This is a genomic window from Stenotrophomonas sp. STEN030 (genome assembly GCF_056759995.1).
This window is the reverse complement of record NZ_JBRREB010000008.1, coordinates 1-24,435: the sequence shown is the minus strand read 5'-3', so window position 1 is coordinate 24,435 and position 24,435 is coordinate 1. Positions and strand designations below refer to the sequence as shown.

The window sequence follows — 24,435 nt, the reverse complement described above, 5'->3', positions numbered from 1 at the left end:
CAGATCCTGCGACAAGCCGGGGTTAGGGTAGGCGCATGCCTACCCCGATCAAGGGCCGCGGTGCCAGCACCTACCTGCCCGGCCGTTTTGAAACCCAGACCAGCGAAGCCGTCGATGACGGCTGGGCGGTCGATGAGAGCGAGGAATTCGCCGCCGCCAGGCTGCGCACCGATGTGCGCCCGGAAACCGCGCGCAGCATCATCAGCCGCAATAACTCACCGGACGTGGGCTTCAGCCAATCGGTCAATCCGTATCGCGGCTGTGAGCACGGTTGCTCGTACTGTTTCGCGCGGCCGACGCATGCCTATCTGAACCTGTCGCCGGGGCTGGATTTCGAAACCAAGATCTTCGCCAAGACCAATGCTGCTGAAGTGTTGCGGCGCGAGCTGTCCAAGCCCGGCTACGTACCGCAGCCGATCGCGCTGGGCATCAACACCGACGCCTATCAACCGATCGAACGCAAGCTTGGCATCACCCGTCAGCTGATCGAGGTGATGCAGGAGACCAAACACCCGTTCTCGCTGATCACCAAGAACGCACTGGTCGAGCGCGACATGGATCTGCTCGCGCCCTTGGCAGAGCAGCAACTGGTCAGCGTGCATTTCTCGGTGACCTCGCTGGACCCGCATCTGTCCGCCAAGCTCGAGCCGCGTGCGTCGGCACCGCATGCACGGCTGCGTGCAATGCGTAGGTTGAGTGATGCAGGCATCCCGGTAGGCGTGATGGTGGCGCCAGTGATTCCGTGGATCAACGACGCTGAACTGGAATCGGTTCTGGAAGCCTCACGCGATGCCGGTGCCAGCAGCGCCGGTTACGTGCTGCTGCGCCTTCCCTACGAGGTAGCACCGCTGTTCCGCGATTGGCTGGATGCGCATTACCCACAGCGCGCGGAGCACGTGATGAGCACCATCAACCAGCTGCGCGGTGGCAAGGACTACGACAGCCAGTTCGGCAAGCGCATGCGTGGCGACGGCGTCTATGCGGACCTGCTTGCAAACCGCTTCAAGCTGGCCAGCAAACGCCTCGGCTTCAACGCATCGCGCCAGCAATGGCCGTGGCTGGACTGCAGCAAGTTCATCGCCCCGCTGCCACCGAAGAAGCCATCACTGCAAGGCGAGTTGTTCTAAGCCCCACCTGTAGTGCCGAGCGATGCTCGGCAGCGCGCGGCGTCGGTTGTGGGAGCCGCCAAAGCCGCGAATCCGCAAACAAACAACATTTCGGGAAACACATGGCGGAAAAATTGTAACCATCACCGCATAACCCCCTCCCCCCAGGCGGTGGAGACAAAGTCACAGCCGCGCCTGGCTCCGCTTTACAGGTAGTGCGTTACGCTGTCGCCTGAATTTCGTTGGTCAAGAAACCATGCGCAGGCAATACCACTTTCGTCAGAGCGAGTCAGGTTTGTTGGCCTGGGACGTGCATCATTTGATCGCACTGAGCCGTGACCTTCCCGTTTCCTACATTGCACTATCAGCGGTCGCGGAACTGGACGAAGCCTATTGGTGGGGCGCCGATTCACCGCCCCCGACATGCAGGCAGGTGATCGAGCACATGCAACTGGTTGAAGCCGCGGACCTGAAGTATCCAATCATTCTCTGTCCTCAGGGGCGTGTGATGGATGGCATGCATCGCGTGGCCAAGGCATTGCTGTTGGGGAGGAAAGAGATTGTGGGAGTACGCCTGCTGGAGCTGCCTCCGCCAGATCATGTTGGCGTTGATCCGGATGATCTCTGCTACGACGAGGTATGAGACAAGCAGATCTATCAATCCCCGCCGCCATCTCCACCACCACCGTCGTCGCAGGGCACTGCACTACCGCAATTGCTTCCATTAACGATGGGATGGCCAGGGATGTCGCCAACCATCATGCCGGCATCAGTTGCCTGGCCGCGTGCAGCGGCAGGCAGCAAGGATGTGGCAAATGTCAGACAGAGCACCGCACCGATGACTGGTAACAGCCAGACCAGAGCGATCTGGAGCAGACGTTGCGTACTGGTTTGATCTTTGATGCGGAGGATGAAGAAGCTCGCTATCAAATTGAGCACAACTACCAGCAGCGCAAAGAACGCAAGCCATTTCATTGGTGGGTACCCCTTTGATGATGCACGGTTGCAACAGTCTCTGTAGTGCCGAGCCATGCTCGGTAGAGGCTCTACCGGTAGAGCCCCAGCGGAGCTTGGCTCCGCTCTACCCAGGAACGAGCTTTCCGCGAGAACAATTGGAACTAGCTTCCCTCTCCATACAAGCGCTGTGCCGATTGGAACAATATCCAACTCGTCGCAATGAACTTATCCCCACCCTGCGGCCGATTGCCGCGATGGGTGTGTGTGAACGCCGTCGGTGCGATCAACAGGCTGCCAGTACGCGGCACCACCTTTCGCTGCTGAAAAAGGAACTCGGTCTCGCCATCCTCGAAGCCGTCATTGAGGTACAGCGTCCACAGCAGGTGCCGGTGCAGGGTTTCGCCACCAGGATCACGCGGGAACAATTCGCAGTGCCAATAGGGGTAGCCTCCCTCGCCCGCCGTATACCACTGCAGGTTGATCGCGCCGGGGCGCAGGCAGGTGCGCGCGAGTTCGGATAGCGCGGCATCGTCCATACCCTGGAAATCATCTGCGCCCAGTCGTCGCGCTTGGCCTTGCGCATCGGGTACCTGCAGCATCAACGGTGAAATCAGAACCTGTGGATAACGCCGCAGGTAATGCAGCATGCCGTTGAACACCGCGTGCTGCAGGCGCTGCTCGACATCGCGCCAGCCCTCGTTACCGCTGATGCGCAGGTCGTGGCTGCGTTTGAGTTCGGGGAACACGCCGCTGCCGACCTGGCCTGGTTTGAGCTGGGTGCTGTGGCGCAGACGTTCGACGATGGCGGCGCAATCGGCGGCGGACAGGGCGTTGTCGTAGACCTCGATGAAGTCGGGCACGCTCATTGCGTGGCCTCTGCCAGCCGTGAGGAGTGCGAGGCCAGCATCTGCCATTGGCCGTCGCGCAGCAGCCAGACGCGGGTGAAGCGGAACCTGCCTTCCCAGGGTTTGCCGTCACTGATGGCGGCTTGCACGCTGGTGCCGGTGATCACCGCGGTGTCGCCATGCAGGCGGACCTGTACGTCTTCGTTGTCGATGCGGGTGTTACGGCGCTGACGCGTAGTCAGCTCGTGTAGATAGTCGGCCTTGTGTTGTACACGGCCGTCGGAATGGGTGAGCAGCCAGTCTTCGGCCAGCAAGGGCGCGAGTGCTTTGGCATCGCCCTGCAGACGCAGCTGGTTCCACGCCGTATCGGCCTGTTCCAGCGTTGCCGGTGTTTGTGCCCAGGCCCAGCTGGGAAGCAGTAACAACAGCAGAATCAGTCTGCGCATCGACGGTATCTCCGGAGAGCTACCGCCGATGGTGGCGTGAACCGCCCTGCATGGGTAGTGCCGAGCCATGCTCGGCAGAGGCTTTCCAATCAATGCCCAGCTGTGGGGCTGTACCGGTAGTGCCTCTGCCGAGCATGGCTCGGCACTACAGGAGGGTTATCGGTAATGCCCCTGCCGAGCATGGCTCGGCACTACCGGTGAAGCGCGGCTCAGCCCTGCAGGTCGTGCTCGCGGTGGTAGCGGGTGGCTTCGGCTACTTCGTTCTTCGAGCCGAGGAACACCGGTACGCGCTGGTGCAGCTGGGTCGGGGCGATGTCGAGGATGCGCTCGCGGCCATCGGTGGCGGCGCCGCCGGCCTGTTCGACAAGCAGCGACATGGGATTGGCTTCGTACATCAGGCGCAGCTTGCCGGCCTTGGACGGGTCCTTCTTGTCCCACGGGTAGATGAAGATGCCGCCGCGGGTCAGGATGCGATGCACGTCGGCCACCATCGAGGCGATCCAGCGCATGTTGAAGTCCTTGCTGCGCACGCCGTCCTTGCCGGCCAGCAGGTCAGCCACATAGCCCTGCATAGGCGCTTCCCAGTGGCGCTGGTTGGACATGTTGATGGCGAATTCCTTGGTGTCCGCCGGCACCTGCATGCCGCGCTGGGTCAGCACGAACTCACCGGTTTCGCGGTCCAGGGTGAAGGCGTGGGTGCCATGGCCCACGGTCAGGACCAACATGGTGCTGGGCCCGTAGATGCAGTAACCGGCGGCGACCTGCTGGGTGCCCGGCTGCAGGAAGTGCTCGTCGCCCGGCTTATCCACACCCTTGGGCGAGCGCAGCACCGAGAAGATGGTGCCGACCGAGACGTTCACATCGATGTTGGAGCTGCCGTCCAGCGGATCAAACAGCAGCAGGAAGTCGCCCAGCGGGTATTCCGACGGCACCGGCTGGCTGTGGTCCATTTCCTCGGAGGCGCAGGCGGCCAGGTGGCCACCCCAGGCATTGGCTTCAAGCAGGATCTCGTTGGAGATCACGTCGAGCTTCTTCTGTGCCTCACCCTGCACGTTGCCGGTGCCGGCATCGCCCAGCACGCCGCCCAGGGCGCCCTTGCTGACGGCGATCGAGATGCTGGTGCAGGCGCGGGCCACCACGGCCACCAACTGGCGCAGGTCGGCGTTGATGCGCTTGGCATGCTGTTCTTCGATCAGGAAACGGGTCAGCGACGTACGGGACATGGACGGCAACTACCTTCAGACGAAAGGGGCGCTATTGTCGCGGCTGGCTCCGCTTTTAGCGAGCCGTGGCCAGACTTTGTCTTCCTGTGGACAAATCTGGACAGCGATTGCCAGCCGGAGCGTCGCGTAGTTGCCATGGCGAGAAAAGGCCCCGTCATGACGGGCGTAAGAGGCTTATCCACAAACGTTTGGGGATAACTCCATAGCGAAATGAGATGTGGATAAGTCCGGGGGTATTGGCTTTATCCACAGGCCTCGTACCATTCAGGGCCTTGCTGGAGAACACGATGGATTGGAACCAGGCCACACACGGCTTGCTGACTGCCTTGGGCATCGGCTTGCTGATCGGCGCGGTGCGCGAGCGTCAGCACGGCGGTCGCAAAAGCCTGCAGGCAGGCGTTCGGACGCATGCGCTGTCTGCCCTGTTGGGGGCGGCGGCCTTGATGCTGGGCCAGGCGGTATTCGTGGTGGCGCTGCTGGCAGTGGCGGCGTTGGCGTGGACCAGTTACCGCGTCACCTCGCGTGAAGATCCCGGCCTGACCGGCGAGATCGCCCTGTTGATAACTGTGCTGCTGGGCGGCTTGGGCATGCAGCAACAGGCGCTGGCGGCGGCGCTGGGCGTGGTAGTAGCGATCCTGCTGTGGGCCAAGGCGCCGTTGGCGCGGCTGAGCCGGGACGTGATCAGCGACCAGGAGGTGCGCGACGCCTTGCTGCTGGCCGCCTGTGCGCTGGTGGTGCTACCGATGCTGCCTGACAGCGCGGTCGACCCCTGGGGCGTGCTGGTGCCGTCCAAGCTATGGCAGATCGTGGTGCTGGTGATGGGCGTGGGCATGCTCGGCCATATCGCGCTGCGCGCGGTGGGCGCGCGCTGGGGCTTGCCGGTAGCCGGGTTCTTCTCCGGCTTCGCCTCCTCGACCGCGGCAGTGGCCGGGTTTGGCCGCAGCAGTCGCGCTGCGCCGGCCTTGGTGATGCCTTCGGTGGCGGCAGCGTTATTGGCGAACCTGGCTTCATTGCTATTGTTTTCCGCCGTTATCGGCACCAGTTCGGCGACGTTGCTGAAATCTACGGCATGGTCGCTGGCGGCGGCGTCCTTGGTGTTGCTGCTGTGCTCAGCGTTGGGACTGCGCCATGTGGCCGATGAGGCTGTGCCGCAGGGGCCGGCCAGCAAGGCCTTCCAGTTGAAGCACGCCCTGCTGATCGCGCTGGTGATTGCGGTGGTGCTGCTGTTGTCAGAAGGGCTGCGGCAGTTGTTCGGGCAGGCCGGTGCTCTGGCCGGGGCGACGATTGCCGCGTTGGGGGAGTTGCACGCGGCGGCGGCGAGTATTGCCGGGCTTACGGCCTCCGGTGGTTTGGAGTTGGCGCAGGCGCGCTGGGGCGTGGTGGCACTGCTGGCTTCAGCGTCGTTGGCCAAGTCGGTGCTGGCGTTTGCCAGTGGTGGTGGGCGTTATGGGGCCGGCGTGGCGATTGGGCTTGGGGCGATGGTGGCAGCTGCGGTGCTGGTTACCTGGGTGGTGCCGGGGTAGCTGTTGGATATCCACAGGGGGTTGTGGATAAGACTGGGGGGAGCGGCAAGAGCCGGAGCAACGGCACCCCCCCAGCCCTCCCCTGCGCTTTGCGCAAGGGAGGGGGCTAAGCTGCGGTTCGCGAAATGGTGAGGGCTGCAGCTATTGCCCCCTCCCTTTGCCGTAGGCAAGGGGAGGGCTGGGGAGGGGTGCTTTAAAGCTCCAAAGCCTTTGCTCCACAGCTTTATCCACAACCCTCAAACCAAAAAAGCCCGGGTTTCCCCGGGCTTTTCATCACATCAGCAGCAACGATGCATCAGCCGCGGCTGACTTCGTAAACCGCCTTGGCCACGTAATCCAGGTTGTTCTGGCTCAGCGCGGCAACGCAGATGCGGCCGGTACCAACGGCGTAGATGCCGTAGTCGTCACGCAGCGTGTCCACCTGTGCCTTGCTCAGGCCCGAGTACGAGAACATGCCGGCCTGCTGCTGGATGAAGCCGAATTCCGGCGCGCCCAGGGCGGCCAGCTTCTGCACCATGCCGGCCCGCAGGGCGTGGATGCGCTCGCGCATTTCGGTCAGCTCGGCTTCCCACACGCCACGCAGCTCGCCACTGTTCAGCACGCCAGCGACCAGCGCGGCGCCATGGGTGGACGGGCTGGAGTAGATGGTGCGGATGATGCGCTTGACCTGCGACTGCACGGCCTTGGTCGAGGTCGCGTCCGGGCCCACCACCGACAACGCACCGACGCGCTCGCCGTACAGCGAGAACGACTTGGAGTACGAGTTGGCGACGATGAAGCTGTCGATGCCGGCCTCGGCGACGATGCGCACGGCCTGGCCATCCTGGGTGATGCCCTTGTCGAAGCCCTGGTAGGCCATGTCGATGAAGGGGAACAGCTGTCGGTCCTTCATCAGTGCAGCAACCTGCTTCCACTGCTCGGTGCTCAGGTCCGCGCCGGTCGGGTTGTGGCAGCAGGCATGCAGCAGCACCACGGTGCCCGGCTGCAGCTTCTGCAGGTCGGCCAGCATGCCGGCGAAATCCAGGCCGTGCGTGGCGTTGTCGTAATAGGTGTAGTCGACCACGTCAAAACCGGCGGCGCCGAATACGGCGCGGTGGTTTTCCCAGCTCGGGTTGCTGATGGCGATGGTGGCGTGCGGCAGCAGGCGCTTCAGCAGGTCGGCGCCAACGCGCAGCGCACCGCTGCCGCCAACGGTCTGCGAGGTCGCGACGCGGCCAGCGGCCAGCAGGTCCGAACCTTCGCCGAACACCAGCTTCTGGGTGGCCTGGGTGTAGGCCGGCAGCCCGTCGATGGGCAGGTAACCGCGCGGTTTGGCCTCGGCGGCCAGCGTCTGCTCGATCTGCTTGACGGCGCGCAGCAGCGGAATGCGGCCGCTCTCGTCGTAGTAGATGCCCACGCCAAGATTGACCTTGGTGGTGCGGCTGTCAGCGTTGTAAGCCTCGGTCAGACCCAGAATCGGGTCACCAGGAACCTGTTCGACGTTTGCAAAGAAGGACACGGCGATACTCGTATCAGTGGCGGGGAGTGGGGGTGTTCGGCGCGGGACGCAGCAAAAGCGCGCTCACAACCGCATCATCGTAACAGGGCTGGAGCCCCGTGGCCGTAGGGTTTCAGCTGGAACTTCAGCGCGCGGGGCGATGACGCTGCCTGCGTGGATCGGAGATGATGGCTGGATGCGTACTTGTAATCGTTTTTTGGCGTTTTCCGGGCTGATGCTGGCATTGCCGGCGCTGGCCGACGAGTTGCCCACCGCAACGCTGGATCGGGTGCAGGTTCAGGCCGCCAAGGTCCACGCGGTGGACGATTTCGACCTGCCCTCCTCCAGCAGCACGCTTGCGCTGGACGCCGACGGCAATGGCCGTGGCGCGCAGCTTTCCGAAGTGCTGGGCGCGGTGCCCGGCTTGCTGGCACGTGACCGGCAGAACTATGCACAGGACACCCAGCTGTCGCTGCGCGGTTTTGGCGCGCGCTCCACCTTCGGCGTGCGCGGGGTGCGGCTGCTGGTGGACGGGGTGCCGGCGACCATGCCCGATGGCCAGGGCCAGCTCTCGCACTTCAACGTGTTCGGTGCGGAGCGGGTGGAGGTGCTGCGTGGGCCGTTCTCGGCGCTGTACGGCAATTCCTCCGGTGGCGTGCTGCAGCTGTGGAGCGCGGACGGGCAGGACGGCGATCCATGGCGGCTGCGCAGCAGCCATGGCAGCAACAACAGCTCCAGCACCGGTGTGCAGCTCAAGGGCCTGGCCGGGGCAATGCACTACAACGTGGCGGCCAACCATTTCCGTACCGATGGCTGGCGCGAGCACAGCGCGGCCCGACGTGAATCGGTGAATGCGCGGCTGGGCTTTGATCTGGCGGCCGGCCAGCGACTGGAACTGCTGTTCAACGGCTTTGATGCACCGCATGCGCAGGACCCCTTGGGCCTGAGTCGCGAGCAGGTGCGCGAGAACCCGCGTCAGGCCACCGCCGTCGCCACTCAGTACAACACCCGCAAGTCGGTGCGGCAGACGCAGCTGGGCGCGGTCTACAGCGCCGAACGTGGTCAGCAGACCTGGCGGTTGATGGGCTATGCGGGGCAGCGCGCGGTGGAACAGTTCCTGGCGATCCCGCCGGGGCCGCAGAACAGTCCCCTGCACTCGGGCGGGGTGATCGACCTGGACAGCGATTACGGCGGCGTGGACGCGCGCTGGGCCTGGCACGGGCAACTGGCTGGCAAGCCGCTGGAGCTGGTGATCGGGGCAAATGCCGACCGTCAGCAACAACACCGCACCGGCTACGAGAACTTCATCGGCAACAGCCTGGGCATCAAGGGCCGGTTGCGCCGTGATCAGAGCGACCGTGTGCAGAACATCGACCAGTTCGCGCAGGCGTGGTGGCAGTTCAGCCCGCGCTGGTCGGCATTGCTGGGTGCGCGCCATAGCGAGGTGCAGTTTCGTTCGCGCGACCGCTACGTCACTGCCAGCAATCCCGATGACAGCGGCAGTCGCGATTACTCGGCGACTACACCGGTGGCGGGCCTGGTGTTCCGTGCCAGCGACGATCTGCGTTTTTACGCCTCGGCCGGGCGTGGTTTTGAAACGCCGACCTTCAACGAGCTGGGCTACCGCGCCGATGGCGGCGCCGGCTTGGCGCTGGATCTGGCCGCCGGCAGTACCCGCAATTTCGAGATCGGCAGCAAATGGCGGGCGCAGAGCGGTGCGCGGCTGGAGCTGGCCCTGTTCCGTGCCGACAGCGAGGACGAGCTGGCGGTGGCGACCAACAGCGGCGGCCGCAGCAGCTACCGCAACATCGGCGCGACCCGGCGGCAAGGTGTCGAGCTGAGCTGGCAGCAGCCGATTGCCACCGACCAGCAGCTGCAGCTGGCCTACACCTGGCTGCAGGCCAGCGTGCGCGATGCCTACCTGACCTGCACCGGCCTGCCCTCGCCCTGCACCCAGCCCAGCAACATCGTGGCCGCTGGGACGCGCCTACCGGGCGTGCCACGCCAGCAGTTGTTCGCACGCTGGCAATGGCAGCCGGGGCCGTGGCAATGGGCGGTCGAAGGCGTGGCGGCCAGTGCTATCGGCGTGAACGATCTGGGCAGTGCCAGCGCAGCGGGCTATGGCTTGCTGAATCTGGAGATGGCGCGGCAATGGGACACATCGCGTGGGCCGCTACGTGCATTCGCGCGTGTGGATAACCTGCTGGACCAGCGCTATATCGGCTCGGTGATCGTCAATGACGGCAACCAGCGCTATTACGAGCCGGGCCCGGATCGCGGCTTCACCGTGGGCCTGCAATGGCAATGGGCGCGTTGAGCAGCCTGGCCGCAAGCTGAGCGCGCCCTTGACCCCCTCCCTTTCGCATTGCGAAGGGGAGGGTTGGGGAGGGGTGCTTCTGCTCCTGCCCTTGCTTTTGCCGTTGCGCCAACCAGCCCAACAACCGCCTAAACCTCCCGCTCACCCCCAACTAACAGCCCCGGGCGTAACTGTGAGCGCCCAACAGGGAGGGTTGTGCCATGTACCGCCCCGATCGCATCGAACACCCCGTTGCACCAACCTTGTTTGGTGCCGATCCCAAGGTGTTGCGGCGTGGCCGGCTAAGGCGCAGCCAACACGCAGCCGACGAAGTGGCGCAGGATTTCGTGCAGTACAGTCTCGACGACTATGCGCGGCGGCGGCGTGGCGCACGCGGTTGGCTGGACCTGCAGCCGGCCTATGCATTCGCGCTGGCAACGCATGCGGCGGATTGGCCGCGTGGCAGCGGCGATACCGACGTTGAGCTGGCCGAGCATTGGGAACAGGCACGCGGCGGCTCGCGGCTACGCTGGGAGCAGGTGCGGGATCTTGTTGAAGACGCATGGTTGGCGTTGGATCGCATGCCGGTGGCAGCGGTGCACGCACGCTAGGCAAGAAGGTGGGGAGGCTTTTGTGGGAGCGGTGTGAACCGCGAAGCTGGCAATGTTTGGCTATCGATTGATATGCAATCTGACCGTGCATGAGCTTTGCGGCTTCGCCGCACCCTCTCCTGCCTTCGGCATCCTCTCCCGCAAGGGGAGAGGAGAAGATCAATAGCCAAAGCCAAAAGCAATCCAACCAGCACACCCCGGGGGAGGTGCGGATGTGCTGGCTGGCTGCAATCAGGCGTTGAAGTCCAACACCACGCGGCCTTCAATCGCACCTTCATGCATGCGCTTGAACACCTCGTTGATGTTCTCCAGCTTGTCGGTGCTCACTGTCGCCGCGACCTTGCCTTCAGCGGCGAACTGCAGCGATTCCTGCAGGTCCAGGCGGGTGCCGACGATCGAGCCACGCACGGTGATGCCATTGAGCACCATGCCGAAGATGTCCAGCGGGAAGTCACCCGGCGGCAGACCATTCAAGGACACCGTGCCACCACGCCGCACCATGCCCAGCGCTTGCTCGAAGGCCTTGGGCGATACAGCAGTAACCAGAGCGCCATGCGCGCCGCCGATTTCCTTCTTCAGGAACGCGGCCGGGTCGGTGTTGCGGGCGTTGACGGTGATGCTGGCGCCCAGGCGCTTGGCCAGGGCCAGCTTGTTGTCGTCGATATCCACTGCCGCCACGTTCAAGCCCATCGCCTTGGCGTACTGCACCGCCATATGACCGAGGCCGCCGATACCCGAAATCGCCACCCAGTCACCGGGCTTGGTGTCGGTGACCTTCAAACCCTTGTAGACGGTGACACCCGCGCACAGGATTGGCGCGATCTCGACGAAGCCCACTTCCTTGGGCAGCAGGCCGACGTAGTTGGCATTGGCCAGCGCGTATTCGGCGAAACCACCGTTCACCGAATAACCACTGTTCTGCTGCGCTTCGCACAGCGTTTCCCAGCCGCCCAGACAGTGCTCGCAATAACCGCAGGCCGAATACAGCCACGGGATACCGACGCGGTCGCCTTCCTTGATGTGGGTGACACCCGCACCCACCGCGACCACGTGACCGACGCCTTCGTGGCCGGGAATGAACGGGGGATTGGGCTTCACCGGCCAGTCGCCTTCGGCGGCGTGCAGGTCGGTGTGGCAGACGCCACAAGCCTCGATCTTGACCAGGATGTCGCCTGCGGCCGGACGCGGCACGGTTACTTCTTCAATCACCAGCGGCTTGCCGAATTCGCGGACCACGGCCGCCTTCATCGTCTTGTCCATCAATGGATCTCCTTTGCGGGGGATTAGTCCAGCTTCGCGCCAAGCCTGGCCTGGCGCCTTGATCCAGATCACGCCCGGCCAGTACCGACCGGGCGCATCCGGGCCTGGTTCAGAAGAAACCCAGTTTCTTGGGCGAATAGCTGACCAGCAGGTTCTTGGTCTGCTGGTAATGGTCGAGCATCATCTTGTGGTTCTCGCGGCCGATGCCCGACTGCTTGTAGCCACCGAATGCCGCATGCGCGGGGTAGGCGTGGTAGCAGTTGGTCCACACCCGCCCTGCCTGTATCGCACGGCCCATGCGGTACAGGCGTGAAGCATCGCGGCTCCACAGGCCGGCACCGAGGCCGTACAAGGTGTCGTTGGCGATCTCCAGTGCTTCTTCTTCGGTCTTGAAGGTGGTTACCGACACCACCGGCCCGAAGATCTCCTCCTGGAACACACGCATCTTGTTGTGGCCCTTGAACACCGTCGGCTTGACGTAGAAACCATCAGCAAGATCGCCATCCAGCTGGTTCTGCTCGCCGCCGATCAGCACTTCGGCGCCCTCGGCCTTGCCGATCTCGATGTAGGACAGGATCTTCTGCAGCTGCTCCTGCGAGGCCTGCGCACCCACCATGGTGTTCGGGTCCAGCGGGTTGCCCTGCTTGATCGCCGCCACCCGTGCCAGTGCGCGCTCCATGAACTTCTCGTAGATCGACTCCTGAATCAGCACCCGCGACGGGCAGGTGCAGACCTCGCCCTGGTTGAAGGCGAACATCACGAAACCTTCCACCGCCTTGTCGAGGAAATCATCGTCCTCGGCCATCACGTCGGCGAAGAAGATGTTGGGCGACTTGCCGCCCAGCTCCAGCGTCACCGGGATCAGGTTCTGGCTGGCGTACTGCATGATCAGCCGGCCGGTGCTGGTCTCGCCGGTGAAGGCGATCTTGGCAATGCGCGGGCTGCTGGCCAGCGGCTTGCCGGCTTCCAGGCCGAAACCATTGACGATGTTGAGCACGCCCGGCGGCAGCAGGTCGCCAATAACCTCCATCAGCACCAGGATCGAGGCCGGGGTCTGTTCGGCCGGCTTCAGCACTATGCAGTTACCGGCAGCCAGTGCCGGCGCCACTTTCCATGCCGCCATCAGCAGCGGGAAGTTCCACGGAATGATCTGCCCGACCACACCCAGCGGCTCGTGGAAGTGATAGGCCACGGTGTCGTTGTCGATCTGCGACAGGCTGCCTTCCTGCGCACGCAAGGCACCAGCGAAGTAGCGGAAATGATCGGCCATCAACGGCACATCGGCGTTCAGCGTCTCGCGGATCGGCTTGCCGTTGTCCCAGGTTTCGGCGTGGGCGATCAGCTCAAGGTTTTCCTCGATGCGATCAGCAATGCGGTTGAGGATATTGGCGCGCTCGGTGGTCGAGCGCTTGCCCCAGGCATCCTTGGCGGCGTGCGCGGCATCCAGCGCCAGCTCCACATCCTCGGCATTGGAGCGCGCCACCTGGGTGAACACCTTGCCGGTGACCGGCGTGGTGTTGTCGAAATACTGGCCACTGCGCGGGGCTACCCATTCACCGCCGATGTAGTTGCCATAGCGGGCTTTGAACAGGGACTGCGGATCGGTGGCATGCGGTTTGGCGGACAGGACTGCGTTCATCTGTGGAATCTCCGGTTCAGCGGTGTGTGGGCCGCGTGTGTGGCGGTGGCTACAACAGGCGCAAGAGCGATGCCAAGTTCCGCCTGTTGCGTTGCGGCACGATGAAAAGCCATTGATTGCGAAGACTCGCGGGCAGATTTGCTGCGCTGCGAAACGGCAGGTGATTGCAGCGCCCGCCCAGCTGTGGTGTTAATCGGAACAGTGGTTTGAACAGCTGTCGCAAAATGCGACACAGGAGCGCTCATGGCACTGGCACTGCAACATCGCGTGGGCAACGCCCGCCGCTCGTTCTTCGAGCGCGGCACCACGCCCGTGGGCACGGTGCCCGACAACATCCTGCAGTCATGGCGGCGCTGCCAGCGCAGCGGCTTGCTGGTGGATGCCGAGCCTGCGCTGGAGCCCCTGCCCGGCCACAACCTGCGCGAACTGCGTGAACGCCACGAACGCCTATGGCGGCTGGCGCGCGCTGAGCTCGACGGGCTGGCCGCCCATACCGCCAGCACCGGCAGCATCGTGCTGCTCACCGACGAGAGCGGCTGGATCCTCAATGCCGAAGGCAGCGCCGGTTTCCTCGACAAGGCCGGGCGCGTGGCTTTGATGCCGGGTGTGTGCTGGAGTGAATCGGCAGTCGGCACCAATGCCATCGGCACCGCGATCGTCGAAGGTCGCGCGGTGGAAGTACGTGGCGGCGAACACTTCTACGCACCGCACGGCATCCTCAGCTGCTCGGCCATGCCCATCCACGACCCGCATGGACAACTCGCCGGCGTGCTCGACATCAGCGGCCCGGCCAGCGTGCAGCAGATGCACGCGATGGGCCTGGCGCGGCTGGCTGCCAACCGCATCGAACACCGTTTCTTCGAGAACGGTATCGGCGACTGCGAACTGCTGCGCCTGCACCACGACCGCACCTTGCTGGGAACCGCGGGAGAGGCTGTGCTTGGCTTCCGCAACGGCCGCCTGGTGGCCGCAAATGGCGTCGGCCTACACCTGTTCGGCCTGGAACGTGGCGATATCGGCCGCGCTTCCTATGAAGCGTTGTTCGAGATGCCGCTGTCGCGGATGCGCGATGAAGGCATGTTGCAGGATCGCAGCGGTCGCCTGTTGCATGGCCAACTGGATGCGCCAACACCCGCAGCGCGCACGCGGACGACCAGCGTAGCCCAAGCACTGGCGCGACCATTGCCAACCACCGTCGCCGCACCCGCCGTGGTATTCGATGTCACCCAGCGCGAACAGCTGTTGCGTGCCGGTCGCGTATTGGAAGCCGGCCTGCCGGTGCTGCTGCAGGGCGAAACCGGCACTGGCAAGGAAGTGGCGGCGCGCGCGCTGCATGCGCAGAGCAGCCGCAGCAGCAAACCTTTCGTCGCGGTGAACTGTGCGGCCTTGCCGGAAGGATTGATCGAAGCCGAACTGTTCGGCTACGAGGAAGGCGCCTTCACCGGAGCGCGCAGACAAGGCAGCCAAGGCCTGCTGCGGCAGGCGCAAGGCGGCGTGTTGTTCCTCGATGAAATCGGCGACATGCCGTTGGCGCTGCAGCCACGCCTGCTGCGCGTGCTGCAGGATCGCGAGCTGTCACCGCTGGGCGGCGGCAAGGCGGTCAAGTTGGATTTCATGCTGATCTGCGCCACCCACTGCGATCTACAACAGGCAATGGAGGAAGGCCGTTTCCGTTCCGATCTGTACTACCGGATCGCCGATCATGTGATGCGGCTGTCGCCGCTGCGTGATGCGGACGACCGCGCACAGCTGCTGCAGGCGATGTGGCAGCCCTTGGCGCAGGGACGGGTGTTGAGTGTGGAGGCAGAGCATTCGTTGGTGGCCTACGACTGGCCGGGCAATCTGCGCCAGCTTGCGGCCTGTCTGCGCACCTTGGTGGCGTTGACCGAGCCGGGTGCGGTGATTGATAGGGAGCTGCTGCCTGAGTATCTGCATCAGGCTACGCGACGCGTTGCTGCTGCACCGGTAGTGGATGGCAGCTTGCAGGAACTGGCTTTGGATGTGATGCGGCAGACCTTGGCGGCCTGCGATGGCAATGTGAGCCTGGCGGCGAAAAGGTTGGGGGTTAACCGCAGTACCTTGTATCGGCGGTTGAAGCTTTAGAGCCGAGCAACAGCAACAGCACCCCTCCCCGACCCTCCCCTGCGCGTTGCGCAAGGGAGGGGGCGGTACTTGCGCCCTGCGGCATTCCGCGCAATTGCAGCTTCAGCCCCCTCCCTTTGCCGAAGGCAAGGGTTGGGGAGGGGTTAGCTTTTGATCTTGATCTAATCCCCAATCCCGGCATCAACCCGGCAAAACAGCCGCAGCCCTAGCCAGCGCCTCAATCCCCGCCCAATCACGCGCCTGCAACAGCTCGCGCGTGGTCAACCACGAACCGCCCACGCACAGCACATTCGGCAGATGCAGGAACTGCGATGCGGTCTGCGCGCTGATGCCACCGGTCGGACAGAACCGCACATCGCCGAACGGGCCATTCCAAGCCGACAACATGCCCACACCACCAGCCTGCACAGCCGGGAAGAACTTGAACGTATCCAGCCCGTGCTCCAGGCCGCGCATCAACTCGGACGAAGTCGCAACACCTGGCAGGAACGGCAGATCGGTATCGCGTGCCGCGGCATACAGCGTGTCGGTGGCGCCAGGTGACACCGCAAAGCGACCACCCACCGATTTCAGCTTCTCCATCTGTGCCGGCGTCAGCACTGTGCCGGCACCGACCACCGCATCAGGCACGGCCTCGACCATGGCCTTGATCGCATCCATCGCGTTTGCGGTGCGCAGGGTCACCTCGATCACCGGCAGGCCGCCGTTGAACAAGGCCTGCGCGACCTGCACCGCATCGTCGACGTTGTCGGGAGTGAACACCGGAATCACCGGGGCCAGTTTGAGCACTGCGCGTACGCGCGGATCAGCGCCGGACATCGAACTTTCCTTCGCCCATCAGGGCCATGACGTCGGCCACGCCGACTGGGTTGAAATCGCCGGGAATGGAATGCTTCAGGCAGCCCGCAGCCAGGCCGAAGCGGATCGTGGTTTCCGCATCCATGCCCTCGATCAGGCCGTGCAGCACGCCGGCTGCAAACGCGTCGCCGCCGCCGATGCGGTCGACGATATCGGTCAGCTCTTCGGCCGGCGCCAATGCACGGGTGCCATCACGGCCAAGCAGCATCGCGCCCAGCGAGTGGTGGCCGACGCTGTGCGCGGTGCGCTGCGTGCAGGCCATGTACTGCAGGCGCGGGAATGCCGCGAACGCCATCGCCGCGGCAGCATCGACGCGCGCCTGCGGTTCGGTTTGGTTGAACTCGCCGCCCAGCACCACGCCGATGTCGCGATAGTCGGCAAATACGATGTGCGCGCAGTCGAACAGGTCGCGCAGGATCGCCTTGGCGTCGCCGCCCCAGCGTTCCCATAGCTTGGGCCGGAAGTTGCCGTCGAAGGACACCTTGATGCCGCGCTCGTTGGCGGCGCGTGCGGCGGCCAGGGTGGTCTGCGCGGCTTCCAGCCCGAGCGCCGGGCTGACCCCGGACAGGTGCAACCACTGCGCGCCCTGCAGCAGCGCCGGCCAGTCGTAGCTATCGGCGCGAGCGCTGGCGAAGGCCGAGTCGGCGCGGTCATAGACCACTTCGCTGGGCCGGTGGCCGGCGCCGGTGGTCAGGAAGTACAGGCCCATGCGGCCGTCGCTGCGACGCACGCGCGAGGTGTCGACGCCGTGGCGGCGCAGCTCACCGGCCACCGCCGCACCCAGCGGGTTGTCGGCGACCACGCTGATCATCGCCACGTCGTGGCCGAAATGCGCCAGCGACACACCTACATTGGCCTCGGCACCGCCGGCATGCACGTCCAGCGTGGGCGATTGCAACAACAGCTGGTTACCGGGCGCGCCCAAGCGCAGCAGCAGCTCACCAAAACAGACAACACGGGGGGAAATCATCGCCATTCCTGTCTCCTCGTCGATCGGCGCGCATCATGGCATGGTTGATTGACTATCGGTGTCATTCGGCCGCCACTGTCCCCTTGTCTGCCCCCATAACCGTCCGCCAATGTCCATCAGACAAAGGTTTTCGCCCAGTTTCCGTCCTGCTGCAGTGCAAGATGCTCCCTCCTCACGCAGCTGTTACTTTCCGTTTTGACCAGCGGTGTCATCCGGCGCTGAACACAAGCCGGAGCCACTGTATCGAATGCAAACCTTGGAGAGGGGAAGCACATGAATCCACGTAACTCGCAGAAAAAGACACCGGTTACCTTGCTCGCGTTGGGGATCAGTTTGGCCCTGCAGGCAGGCGTTGCCATGGCCCAGGATGCGGCTGCGCCGGCAACCGCGGGGACCGCCGCCACCGAACTGGATGCAGTGACCGTCACCGGTTACCGTGCCAGCGTGGAGAAGGCGCTCGACATCAAGCGCAGCGAAGCGGGCGTGGTGGATGCCATCGTCGCCGAGGACATCGGCAAGTTCCCAGACTTGAACCTTGCAGAATCGCTGCAGCGCATTCCCGGCGTGGTGATCGCACGTGATGCCGGCGAAGGTCGCAGCATCACTGTGCGTGGCCTTGGTTCGGACTTCACCCGCGTGCGCATCAATGGCATGGAGGCGCTGTCGACGGTGGGTTCCGGTGACCAGACCGGCGGTACCAACCGCGGTCGTGGTTTCGACTTCAACGTGTTCGCTTCGGACCTGTTCTCGCAGCTGATCGTGCGCAAGACCGCCTCGGCCGATGTCGAGGAAGGCTCGCTCGGTGCCACCGTTGACCTGAACACCGCACGCCCGTTCGACTATGACGGCTTCACTTTTGCCGCCAGCGGCCAGGCCAGCTATAACGACATGGCGCAGAAGACCGATCCGCGCGTGGCCGCGTTGATCGCCAACACCTTCGCCGACGGCACCTTCGGCGCATTGCTGTCGGTGGCCTACTCCGAGCGCCAGGCGCTGGAAGAAGGTTCCAACACCGGCCGCTGGGCCAATGGCCCGAGCAATGGTGGTTTCAACAAGAGCTCGCCTTTCACCGAGGCACTTTCAGCTGACACTTACCACCCGCGCTTCCCACGCTACGTGCAGATGGAGCACATGCAGAAGCGCCTGGGCGTGACCGGCTCGTTGCAGTGGAAGCCCACCGACGCAACCGAGCTGTCCTTGGATGCTCTGTACTCGAAGATCGATGCTGAGCGCGATGAGCACTATATCGAGGCTATTTCCTTCAGTCGCTCCGGTACCGGCAAGCCACAGACCATCGTTCGTGATGGCGAGGTCCGCAACAACGCCTTGGTCTACGGTGTGTTCGACAACGTCGACATCCGCTCGGAGAACCGCCATGACGAGTGGAGCACCGAATTCAAGCAGCTCAGCCTGAACTTCAAGCACCGCTTCAATGATGACTTCAGCTTGTCCGGCAAGCTCGGAACGACCCGTTCGGCCCACGAAAACCCGGTGCAGACCACGGTCATCATGGACAAGTTCGATGTCGATGGATTCAGCTACGACTACCGCGGCAACATGAATCGCCCGGTGCTGAACTACGGTATCGATCCGACCGACCCGAACGGTTGGACGCTGGCCGAGATCCGCCTGCGTCCGCAGTACGTGGACAATGATTTCGATACCGCACAGCTCGATTTCAACTGGAACATCAGCCCTGGCTTCCGCTTGAAGGGTGGCGTACTGGCCAAGGACTACAGCTTCAAGACGGTGGAGCTGCGCCGCGCGGCGGAAGCAACCGTGCCGAACTTTGCGGATGGCACCAAGTTCGTTCCCGGTGACCTGACCACTCAGGCTGGCCTGAAGGCGTTCCAGGGGTATCCGTCCGACTGGGTGGTGCCGGATCTCAATGCCATTGCTGACTTGCTGGACATCTACAGCAACAGCGGCATGTTCGCGGTGGCGCCGCGCCTGAACAACACCCGCAGCGTCGAGGAGAAGGACCGCGGTGCATGGTTGATGGGTGAATTCTCGACCGAACTCGGTTCCATTCCGTTCTCGGGTAATTTCGGCGTGCGTTATGTCGAAACCAAGCAGAGCTCGGTAGGTTCGGGCCTGGTCAACGGTGTGACCACCCCGGCAACGGCCAGCCGCAAGTACGACGACACCCTGCCCTCGTTCAACCTGGTCGCCGAAATCACGCCGGACTTCCTGGTGCGTCTGGGCGCTGCCAAGGTGATGACGCGTCCAGGCCTGGGCAACCTGACGCCTGGCGTGACGGTCGCCGTCGCTGGCGGTGCGCGTACCGTCAGTGGTGGTAACCCGGCGCTTGACCCGAGCCGCGCAACCAACGTGGATCTCGGCTTCGAGTGGTACTTCAACGAAGGTGCGATGGCGAGCCTTGGCCTGTTCTACAAGGATATCGAGAGCACCATCTACAACCTGAAGGAAGTCCGGGCCTATTCCACCAGCGGGCTGCCGGCTTCGCTGCTGGAGGGCACCGGTGCCACCGTCAACGACGACTTCACCTTCACCACGCCGATCAACACCAAGGGCGGTGATCTCAGCGGCATCGAAGCGAACTACGTCCAGCCGTTCACCTTCCTGCCGGGCAAGTGGTCCAACCTCGGCGCGCAGCTGAACTACACCTGGGTGGAGTCGAACATCAAGTATCCGGACAGCAATGGCAACCTGGCGCTGAAGCAGGACCTGCTGGGCCTGTCGCGCAGCTCCTGGAACGCCACGTTGTTCTATGAAGGTGAGAAGTTCGCCGGACGCATCTCGGCCACCAATCGTGATGACTACCTGACGGCAGTGCCGGGTGCGGAAGTCGGCTTCAACGTCGACGGCGTGCACGGTGTCAGCGGCACCACCGTGGTCGATGCTTCGTTGCGCTACAAGATCAGCGACCAGGTGGAGCTGAGCCTGGAAGCCATCAACCTGACCAACGAAGGCTACGACGAGTGGGTGCAGTCGCCGGCTACCGCCCAGCTGCCGCTGTACTACACCGAAACCGGTCGTCAGTACCTGCTGGGCTTCCGCTACAAGTTCTGATGCTGTGATGTCCCTCCCGGCGCAATGCCGGGAGGGGTTTTAATGGTGCGACGCAGAATGTGCAGACGCGTTGGCGTCGCTAACTTGGCCCACCGCATGCGGCGTTGTACCTGCGCCGCACGCTACCAAGAGACGCACGATGCCCCCACGTTCCACCCGCCCAATGTTCCGCCCTTTGCTTCTGGCTTCTGCGCTGCTGTTGGCTCTCCCGGCAGCAGCGCAGGCTTCTTCGCCGCAGCTGCTGTTCCGTGTATCGGCAGACAAGGGCTTCGTTGCTGACAGCGCGCAAGGCGAGGCAACCCCCAATTTCCAGGACAAGGTCAGTCTTGTCGATGACGGCGCGCATGGCCGCGCCATCCAGTGGCAGGACGATGGCGTACTGTCGTGGAACGCGCCCGGCAACATCCAGGCCGAGCGTGGCACTTTGTCGTTCTTCTGGCGCTCGCGTTATGCGGTGGGTGAAACCCCGTTCGTGATCTTCCGGGTCGGCTACGCCGACCACAGCAGCTGGGACATGGCGTGGCTGCGCATCGACTGGAACGGGCATGGCTTCGATGCCTTCGTCACCGATGCCAACCTGGCCCGCACCCGTGTCTCGTTCAAGCTCGACAAGAATCCTTCGCCGGAGCAATGGCAGCACATCGCCTTCGCCTGGGACGAGGACAGGGGCGTCAAGCTGTTCATCGATGGCCGCGAGGTCGCGCAGGCGGCCACCACCGGCGACTACGACGCAGCGCTGGACCAGCTCGGCCTCGCCGGCCGGGTGATGGCGCCCTACCAGGTGCAGAGCCGCTACAACTTCCTGCGTGGCAGTGACTTCGACGAGATCCGCGTCTACGACCGCATGCTCGATGGCGCCGGTGTTGCCGCGCTTGCGCGCAATGCCGAGCCGCGCAGCGCCGAGAGCGGCAGCGCCTCGCAGCGCGCCTGGTGGCACCGCTACGGTTGGGAAGGCGCCGCACCGCCGGCACTGAGCGCGCCGACGACAAGCATCCGCAAGGTCGAGTTCGCGGACGTAAAAGACAAGCTGCAGTGGATGTGGAAAGGCACCGATGGCATTGCCGAAACCACTTGGCCCGGGGTCTACAACCGCTCGCGCCTGCCTGGCCGCAACGACTACATGCAGCTGCCGGACTGGAACACCTATGTTGAAGGTGGTCAGCAACTCGACCTGACGGTTCCCGAAGGCGAGCACATCAATCGCATCGAGATCCGCGGTGCCGCCTACGGTGAGTTGAAGGGCTCGGCCGGCATCCTGTTCGAGCGTCCGCAAGGCGTGGTGCGCAGCGTCGACAGCTTCGCCGACCAGGTTGGCGGCACGCTGCACTTCCACAACACCGCGCAGGAAACCCCTATCCAGGAAATCTGGGGCTACCAGGTCAGCGACGCAGCCGAACCGCAGGGCACGGTCAAGCAGCGCTACCAGATCGACAGCAGCGTGTTGCCGGATTACACCAATATCGCAAGCTTGCGTGCCTACATCGACGGCCGCTTCGCGCCGGATGAGCGCAGCACGGTGATGGCGTTGCCCAAGGGCGCAGGCTCGCGCAAGCGCGCTGTAGCAAGCCTGCCAGCCAAGCCGGTGCCAATCGTGCACGTGCTGGTTCCGTCCGGCGTCGGCGATGCGCCGTCTGCGCAGCCGTTGATTCGCAGCTGGGCGCACAGCTGGGAGAACATGTACGACGGCCTCGATGGTGTGGCGATCGATATTCCCGCCTTGGACCTTCCCGCCACGCATGGTGGCGTGATTCCGTTGAATATCCGCATCAAGGACCCGGTCTGGCCGGCACGCGACATGATCGACGTCTCGGTGTCGGTGAAGCCGGGTGAAGCACGCACGCTGTGGCTGGACCTGCGCGACCGCATCCTTACTGCCGACAGCCTGTGGATCTCGGTGGCCTCGGCCGCACCGGGCTTCAATGCGGCATCGCTGGATGGTGCCGAAGTGCGCCTGGTGTTCAAGGAGCGCAAGGAGGCGATCAAACAGCACGTCGCCGATCGCTTCAACCAGGTGCGTGACAACTGGGGTTTCCTGGTCGAGGAGCACACCACCTCCAAGCGGCAGCGGCTGTACTCACGCGTCTATGCCGACCTCAGCGATCTGCTGCGGGTCGACCCGGACCATGAACTGGGCCGCTTGTATTGGAATTACATCAGCTACAACAGCCAGGGCAAGCCAGCGTTCGAGCAACCGCAGGCGCCGAAGGGCGTGCCACTGTGGGCGTTCCGTCAGGTTGAAGACCTGAAGTACGTGCGCCGCTTCGTCGACTGGTGGATCGAAAACCGCCAGGTCGCTTACGGCGATTTCGGCGGCGGTATTTCCGATGACTCGGATCTGGTCCAGCAGTGGCCGGGGCTGGCGCTGATGGGGGTGGAGCCCGAGCGGCTGAATACCTCGCTGACTGTGTTGTCCGACGCCGTCTACAAGAACGGCATGTTCTCCAACGGCCTGAGCACCATCGAGACCGATGAGCTGCACGCCTACGAGGAAGGCATCAACGCCAACAGCGCGATGCTCTACCTCAACTGGGGCGATCCGCTCACCGTCGAGCGTCTGATGGAAACGGTGAAGGCTTTCGACGAACGCATCGTCCTGCCCAATCCGCAGGGCAACCTGCTGTTCTCCAGCAACTGGTTTGGCGGCAACAAGGTTTACCGTGAGCCGAACTGGCAGTGGCAGAAACCATATTCGTTCCCGGCGCTGCATCCGGCCTTCCTGATGGGCGAGTACAACGCAGATCCGACCGGCCGCAAGCTGGTTACCGGCTTGGCTGATGGTTATCTGGCCCACGCCTACAAGGACGACAAGGGCCGCTTCACCCTGCCCAACGAGATCAACTGGGCCACCGGCAAGACCCGTGGTGGCGAGTTGAACCAGGGTTCGGGCAGCGGCGATGTGATGCACACCTTCTGGGCCGCATGGCGCTGGAGTGGCGATGCCAAGTACCTGCAGGCGCTGGACTATCGCGTGGTGCGCGGTGGGCCTGGCGTGCTGTCCAATCTCGGCGAGAACTATGTCGATGTCTTGGGCAGGCAGCAGGACTGGGGCAAGCAACTGGTGGCCGATGCCGACAAGGGCGGCAGCGGTTTTGCCGCGATCAGCGCGTGGCAGCAAACCGGCGACAAGAAGTACCTGGAAGCACTGCATGCCGACGGCATCCAGGCCAAGGCTCAGCGCGAGTACATGAACACCGAAGGCCATTGGTGGAGTGACCGCGTCGAAGCGCCGAGCGAGTTCCTGCAGCGCCTGCGACTGGGCGGTATTGGCCTGAAGCGCAACCAGAGCTGGCCGGGGCATACCGTCAGCTGGCAGTTTGCCCAGCCCGATGGCGCCGAGCAGGTCGCCTTGCTGGTGCATGCGCCCTCACGCGAGCGCTTCAAGGTGATTGCCTACAACCTGAGCGACACGCCGCTGGATGCGACCATGACCGGCTGGAACATCGCCGCCGGTACCTGGCGTGTGCGTAGCGGTGTGGATCGCGATGGTGACGATGTGATCGACGGCAAGGCAGAGGTGCGCGAGGTGCTGCTGGAGAAGAGCGTCGGTACCCAACTGCGGTTTGCGCCGAAGCAGAACCAGGTATTCGAGTTCGAGCTGGTGACGCCGGGCACGCCGGTGGAGACTCGCGCGGATCTGGGTATCGGCCGTGGTGATCTGAAAATTGACGGCGAGCGCGTGCAGTTGACCGTGCACAGCCTTGGGCATGTGGGCACTGGTGCTGGTTATGCGGTGCTGGAAGATGCGCGCGGTCGTGAAGTTGCGCGGGTTGCGGTGCCTGCATTGGAAGCGCCGTTGGATCTTTCTCCGCGGACAGCAACGGTGGAGTTGCTGATGCCGGCCGGGTTCAAGCGCGATGGGGCTGTTGTGCGGGTTGGTTTGGACGGCGATGGAGCTGAGGTGACGAAGCTCAATAACCGCTTGCCGTTGCAGTGATTGTTCAAGCCCCTCTCCCGAAGGGAGAGGGGCTTTGCCAACTGTAGTGGGGGGGGGCCGGGGGGGCGCGGGGAGGGGAGGGAGTAAACACAGGCCGCAGGGCGGGCGGCGCGACGGGCGGGCGGCGGGCGGGGGGGGGGGGGGGGGAGGGGGC

The 24,435-nt window shown here is 63.9% G+C and carries 17 protein-coding genes; 8 read left to right on the top strand and 9 right to left on the bottom strand.

Features of this window, described 5'->3' with window-relative positions; genetic code table 11:
* Positions 1–35 precede the first annotated feature (35 nt).
* Positions 36–1,127, top strand: a complete 1,092-nt coding sequence (locus tag ACVOLR_RS04085; RefSeq protein WP_481531777.1) for a PA0069 family radical SAM protein — start codon at positions 36–38, stop codon at positions 1,125–1,127.
* Positions 1,128–1,362: 235 nt separating this feature from the next.
* A complete protein-coding gene (locus ACVOLR_RS04080; protein WP_481535310.1) occupies positions 1,363–1,749 on the top strand; it encodes a hypothetical protein in 387 nt (128 codons plus the stop codon).
* Between the two features lie 14 nt (positions 1,750–1,763).
* Here ACVOLR_RS04080 and ACVOLR_RS04075 read toward each other — a convergent pair whose 3' ends face one another.
* The 4 genes from ACVOLR_RS04075 to ACVOLR_RS04060 form a co-directional block, all read right to left on the bottom strand.
* On the bottom strand, positions 1,764–2,081 hold the full coding sequence (locus tag ACVOLR_RS04075; RefSeq protein ID WP_481535309.1) for a hypothetical protein: 318 nt from the start codon (positions 2,079–2,081) through the stop codon (positions 1,764–1,766).
* Between the two features lie 143 nt (positions 2,082–2,224).
* Positions 2,225–2,929 carry a 2OG-Fe(II) oxygenase gene (locus tag ACVOLR_RS04070; RefSeq protein WP_481535308.1) on the bottom strand — a complete coding sequence of 235 codons (705 nt, stop codon included), beginning with the start codon at positions 2,927–2,929 and terminating at the stop codon, positions 2,225–2,227.
* A complete protein-coding gene (locus ACVOLR_RS04065) occupies positions 2,926–3,354 on the bottom strand; it encodes a nuclear transport factor 2 family protein (RefSeq protein ID WP_481535307.1) in 429 nt (142 codons plus the stop codon). Before ACVOLR_RS04065 ends, ACVOLR_RS04070 begins: the two co-directional genes overlap by 4 nt.
* Positions 3,355–3,563: 209 nt before the next feature.
* Positions 3,564–4,577 (bottom strand): class 1 fructose-bisphosphatase, encoded by a 1,014-nt coding sequence (locus tag ACVOLR_RS04060; protein ID WP_481513387.1) that lies wholly within the window; start codon positions 4,575–4,577, stop codon positions 3,564–3,566.
* Positions 4,578–4,864: 287 nt separating this feature from the next.
* Here ACVOLR_RS04060 and ACVOLR_RS04055 point away from each other — a divergent pair, with 287 nt between their 5' ends.
* Positions 4,865–6,100 (top strand): MgtC/SapB family protein, encoded by a 1,236-nt coding sequence (locus ACVOLR_RS04055; RefSeq protein WP_481535306.1) that lies wholly within the window; start codon positions 4,865–4,867, stop codon positions 6,098–6,100.
* Positions 6,101–6,395: 295 nt separating this feature from the next.
* Here ACVOLR_RS04055 and ACVOLR_RS04050 read toward each other — a convergent pair whose 3' ends face one another.
* Positions 6,396–7,598, bottom strand: a complete 1,203-nt coding sequence (locus ACVOLR_RS04050; RefSeq protein ID WP_481531770.1) for an amino acid aminotransferase — start codon at positions 7,596–7,598, stop codon at positions 6,396–6,398.
* Between the two features lie 175 nt (positions 7,599–7,773).
* Between ACVOLR_RS04050 and ACVOLR_RS04045 the strand changes: the two genes are divergently transcribed.
* A complete protein-coding gene (locus ACVOLR_RS04045) occupies positions 7,774–9,894 on the top strand; it encodes a TonB-dependent receptor family protein (RefSeq protein ID WP_481535305.1) in 2,121 nt (706 codons plus the stop codon).
* A 200-nt stretch (positions 9,895–10,094) separates the two neighbouring features.
* Complete coding sequence (locus tag ACVOLR_RS04040; protein WP_481535304.1) at positions 10,095–10,484, top strand: hypothetical protein; 390 nt, start codon at positions 10,095–10,097, stop codon at positions 10,482–10,484.
* Between the two features lie 231 nt (positions 10,485–10,715).
* Here ACVOLR_RS04040 and adhP read toward each other — a convergent pair whose 3' ends face one another.
* Together adhP and adh are read right to left on the bottom strand one after the other, a co-directional pair.
* Positions 10,716–11,744, bottom strand: a complete 1,029-nt coding sequence (gene adhP, locus ACVOLR_RS04035; protein ID WP_481535303.1) for an alcohol dehydrogenase AdhP — start codon at positions 11,742–11,744, stop codon at positions 10,716–10,718.
* 109 nt (positions 11,745–11,853) lie between these two features.
* Positions 11,854–13,383: an aldehyde dehydrogenase gene (gene adh / locus ACVOLR_RS04030; RefSeq protein ID WP_481535302.1), complete on the bottom strand. Its 1,530-nt coding sequence runs from the start codon at positions 13,381–13,383 to the stop codon at positions 11,854–11,856.
* A gap of 243 nt (positions 13,384–13,626) precedes the next feature.
* On the opposite strand from adh, the gene ACVOLR_RS04025 reads away from it, so the two are divergent.
* Positions 13,627–15,486, top strand: a complete 1,860-nt coding sequence (locus ACVOLR_RS04025) for a sigma-54-dependent Fis family transcriptional regulator (RefSeq protein ID WP_481535301.1) — start codon at positions 13,627–13,629, stop codon at positions 15,484–15,486.
* A gap of 180 nt (positions 15,487–15,666) precedes the next feature.
* Here the strand turns inward: ACVOLR_RS04025 and eda are convergent, their stop codons facing one another.
* Together eda and ACVOLR_RS04015 are read right to left on the bottom strand one after the other, a co-directional pair.
* Positions 15,667–16,305, bottom strand: coding sequence for a bifunctional 4-hydroxy-2-oxoglutarate aldolase/2-dehydro-3-deoxy-phosphogluconate aldolase (gene eda / locus ACVOLR_RS04020; RefSeq protein WP_282269210.1), 639 nt, complete (start codon positions 16,303–16,305; stop codon positions 15,667–15,669).
* Positions 16,292–17,314 (bottom strand): sugar kinase, encoded by a 1,023-nt coding sequence (locus tag ACVOLR_RS04015; protein ID WP_481535300.1) that lies wholly within the window; start codon positions 17,312–17,314, stop codon positions 16,292–16,294. Before ACVOLR_RS04015 ends, eda begins: the two co-directional genes overlap by 14 nt.
* A gap of 273 nt (positions 17,315–17,587) precedes the next feature.
* Here ACVOLR_RS04015 and ACVOLR_RS04010 point away from each other — a divergent pair, with 273 nt between their 5' ends.
* Together ACVOLR_RS04010 and ACVOLR_RS04005 are read left to right on the top strand one after the other, a co-directional pair.
* Positions 17,588–20,347, top strand: coding sequence for a TonB-dependent receptor (locus tag ACVOLR_RS04010; protein WP_481535299.1), 2,760 nt, complete (start codon positions 17,588–17,590; stop codon positions 20,345–20,347).
* Positions 20,348–20,486: 139 nt separating this feature from the next.
* The gene (locus tag ACVOLR_RS04005) at positions 20,487–24,281 is read left to right on the top strand and encodes a LamG-like jellyroll fold domain-containing protein (RefSeq protein WP_481535298.1); all 3,795 of its coding nucleotides are present in this window, start codon (positions 20,487–20,489) and stop codon (positions 24,279–24,281) included.
* Positions 24,282–24,435 lie beyond the last annotated feature (154 nt).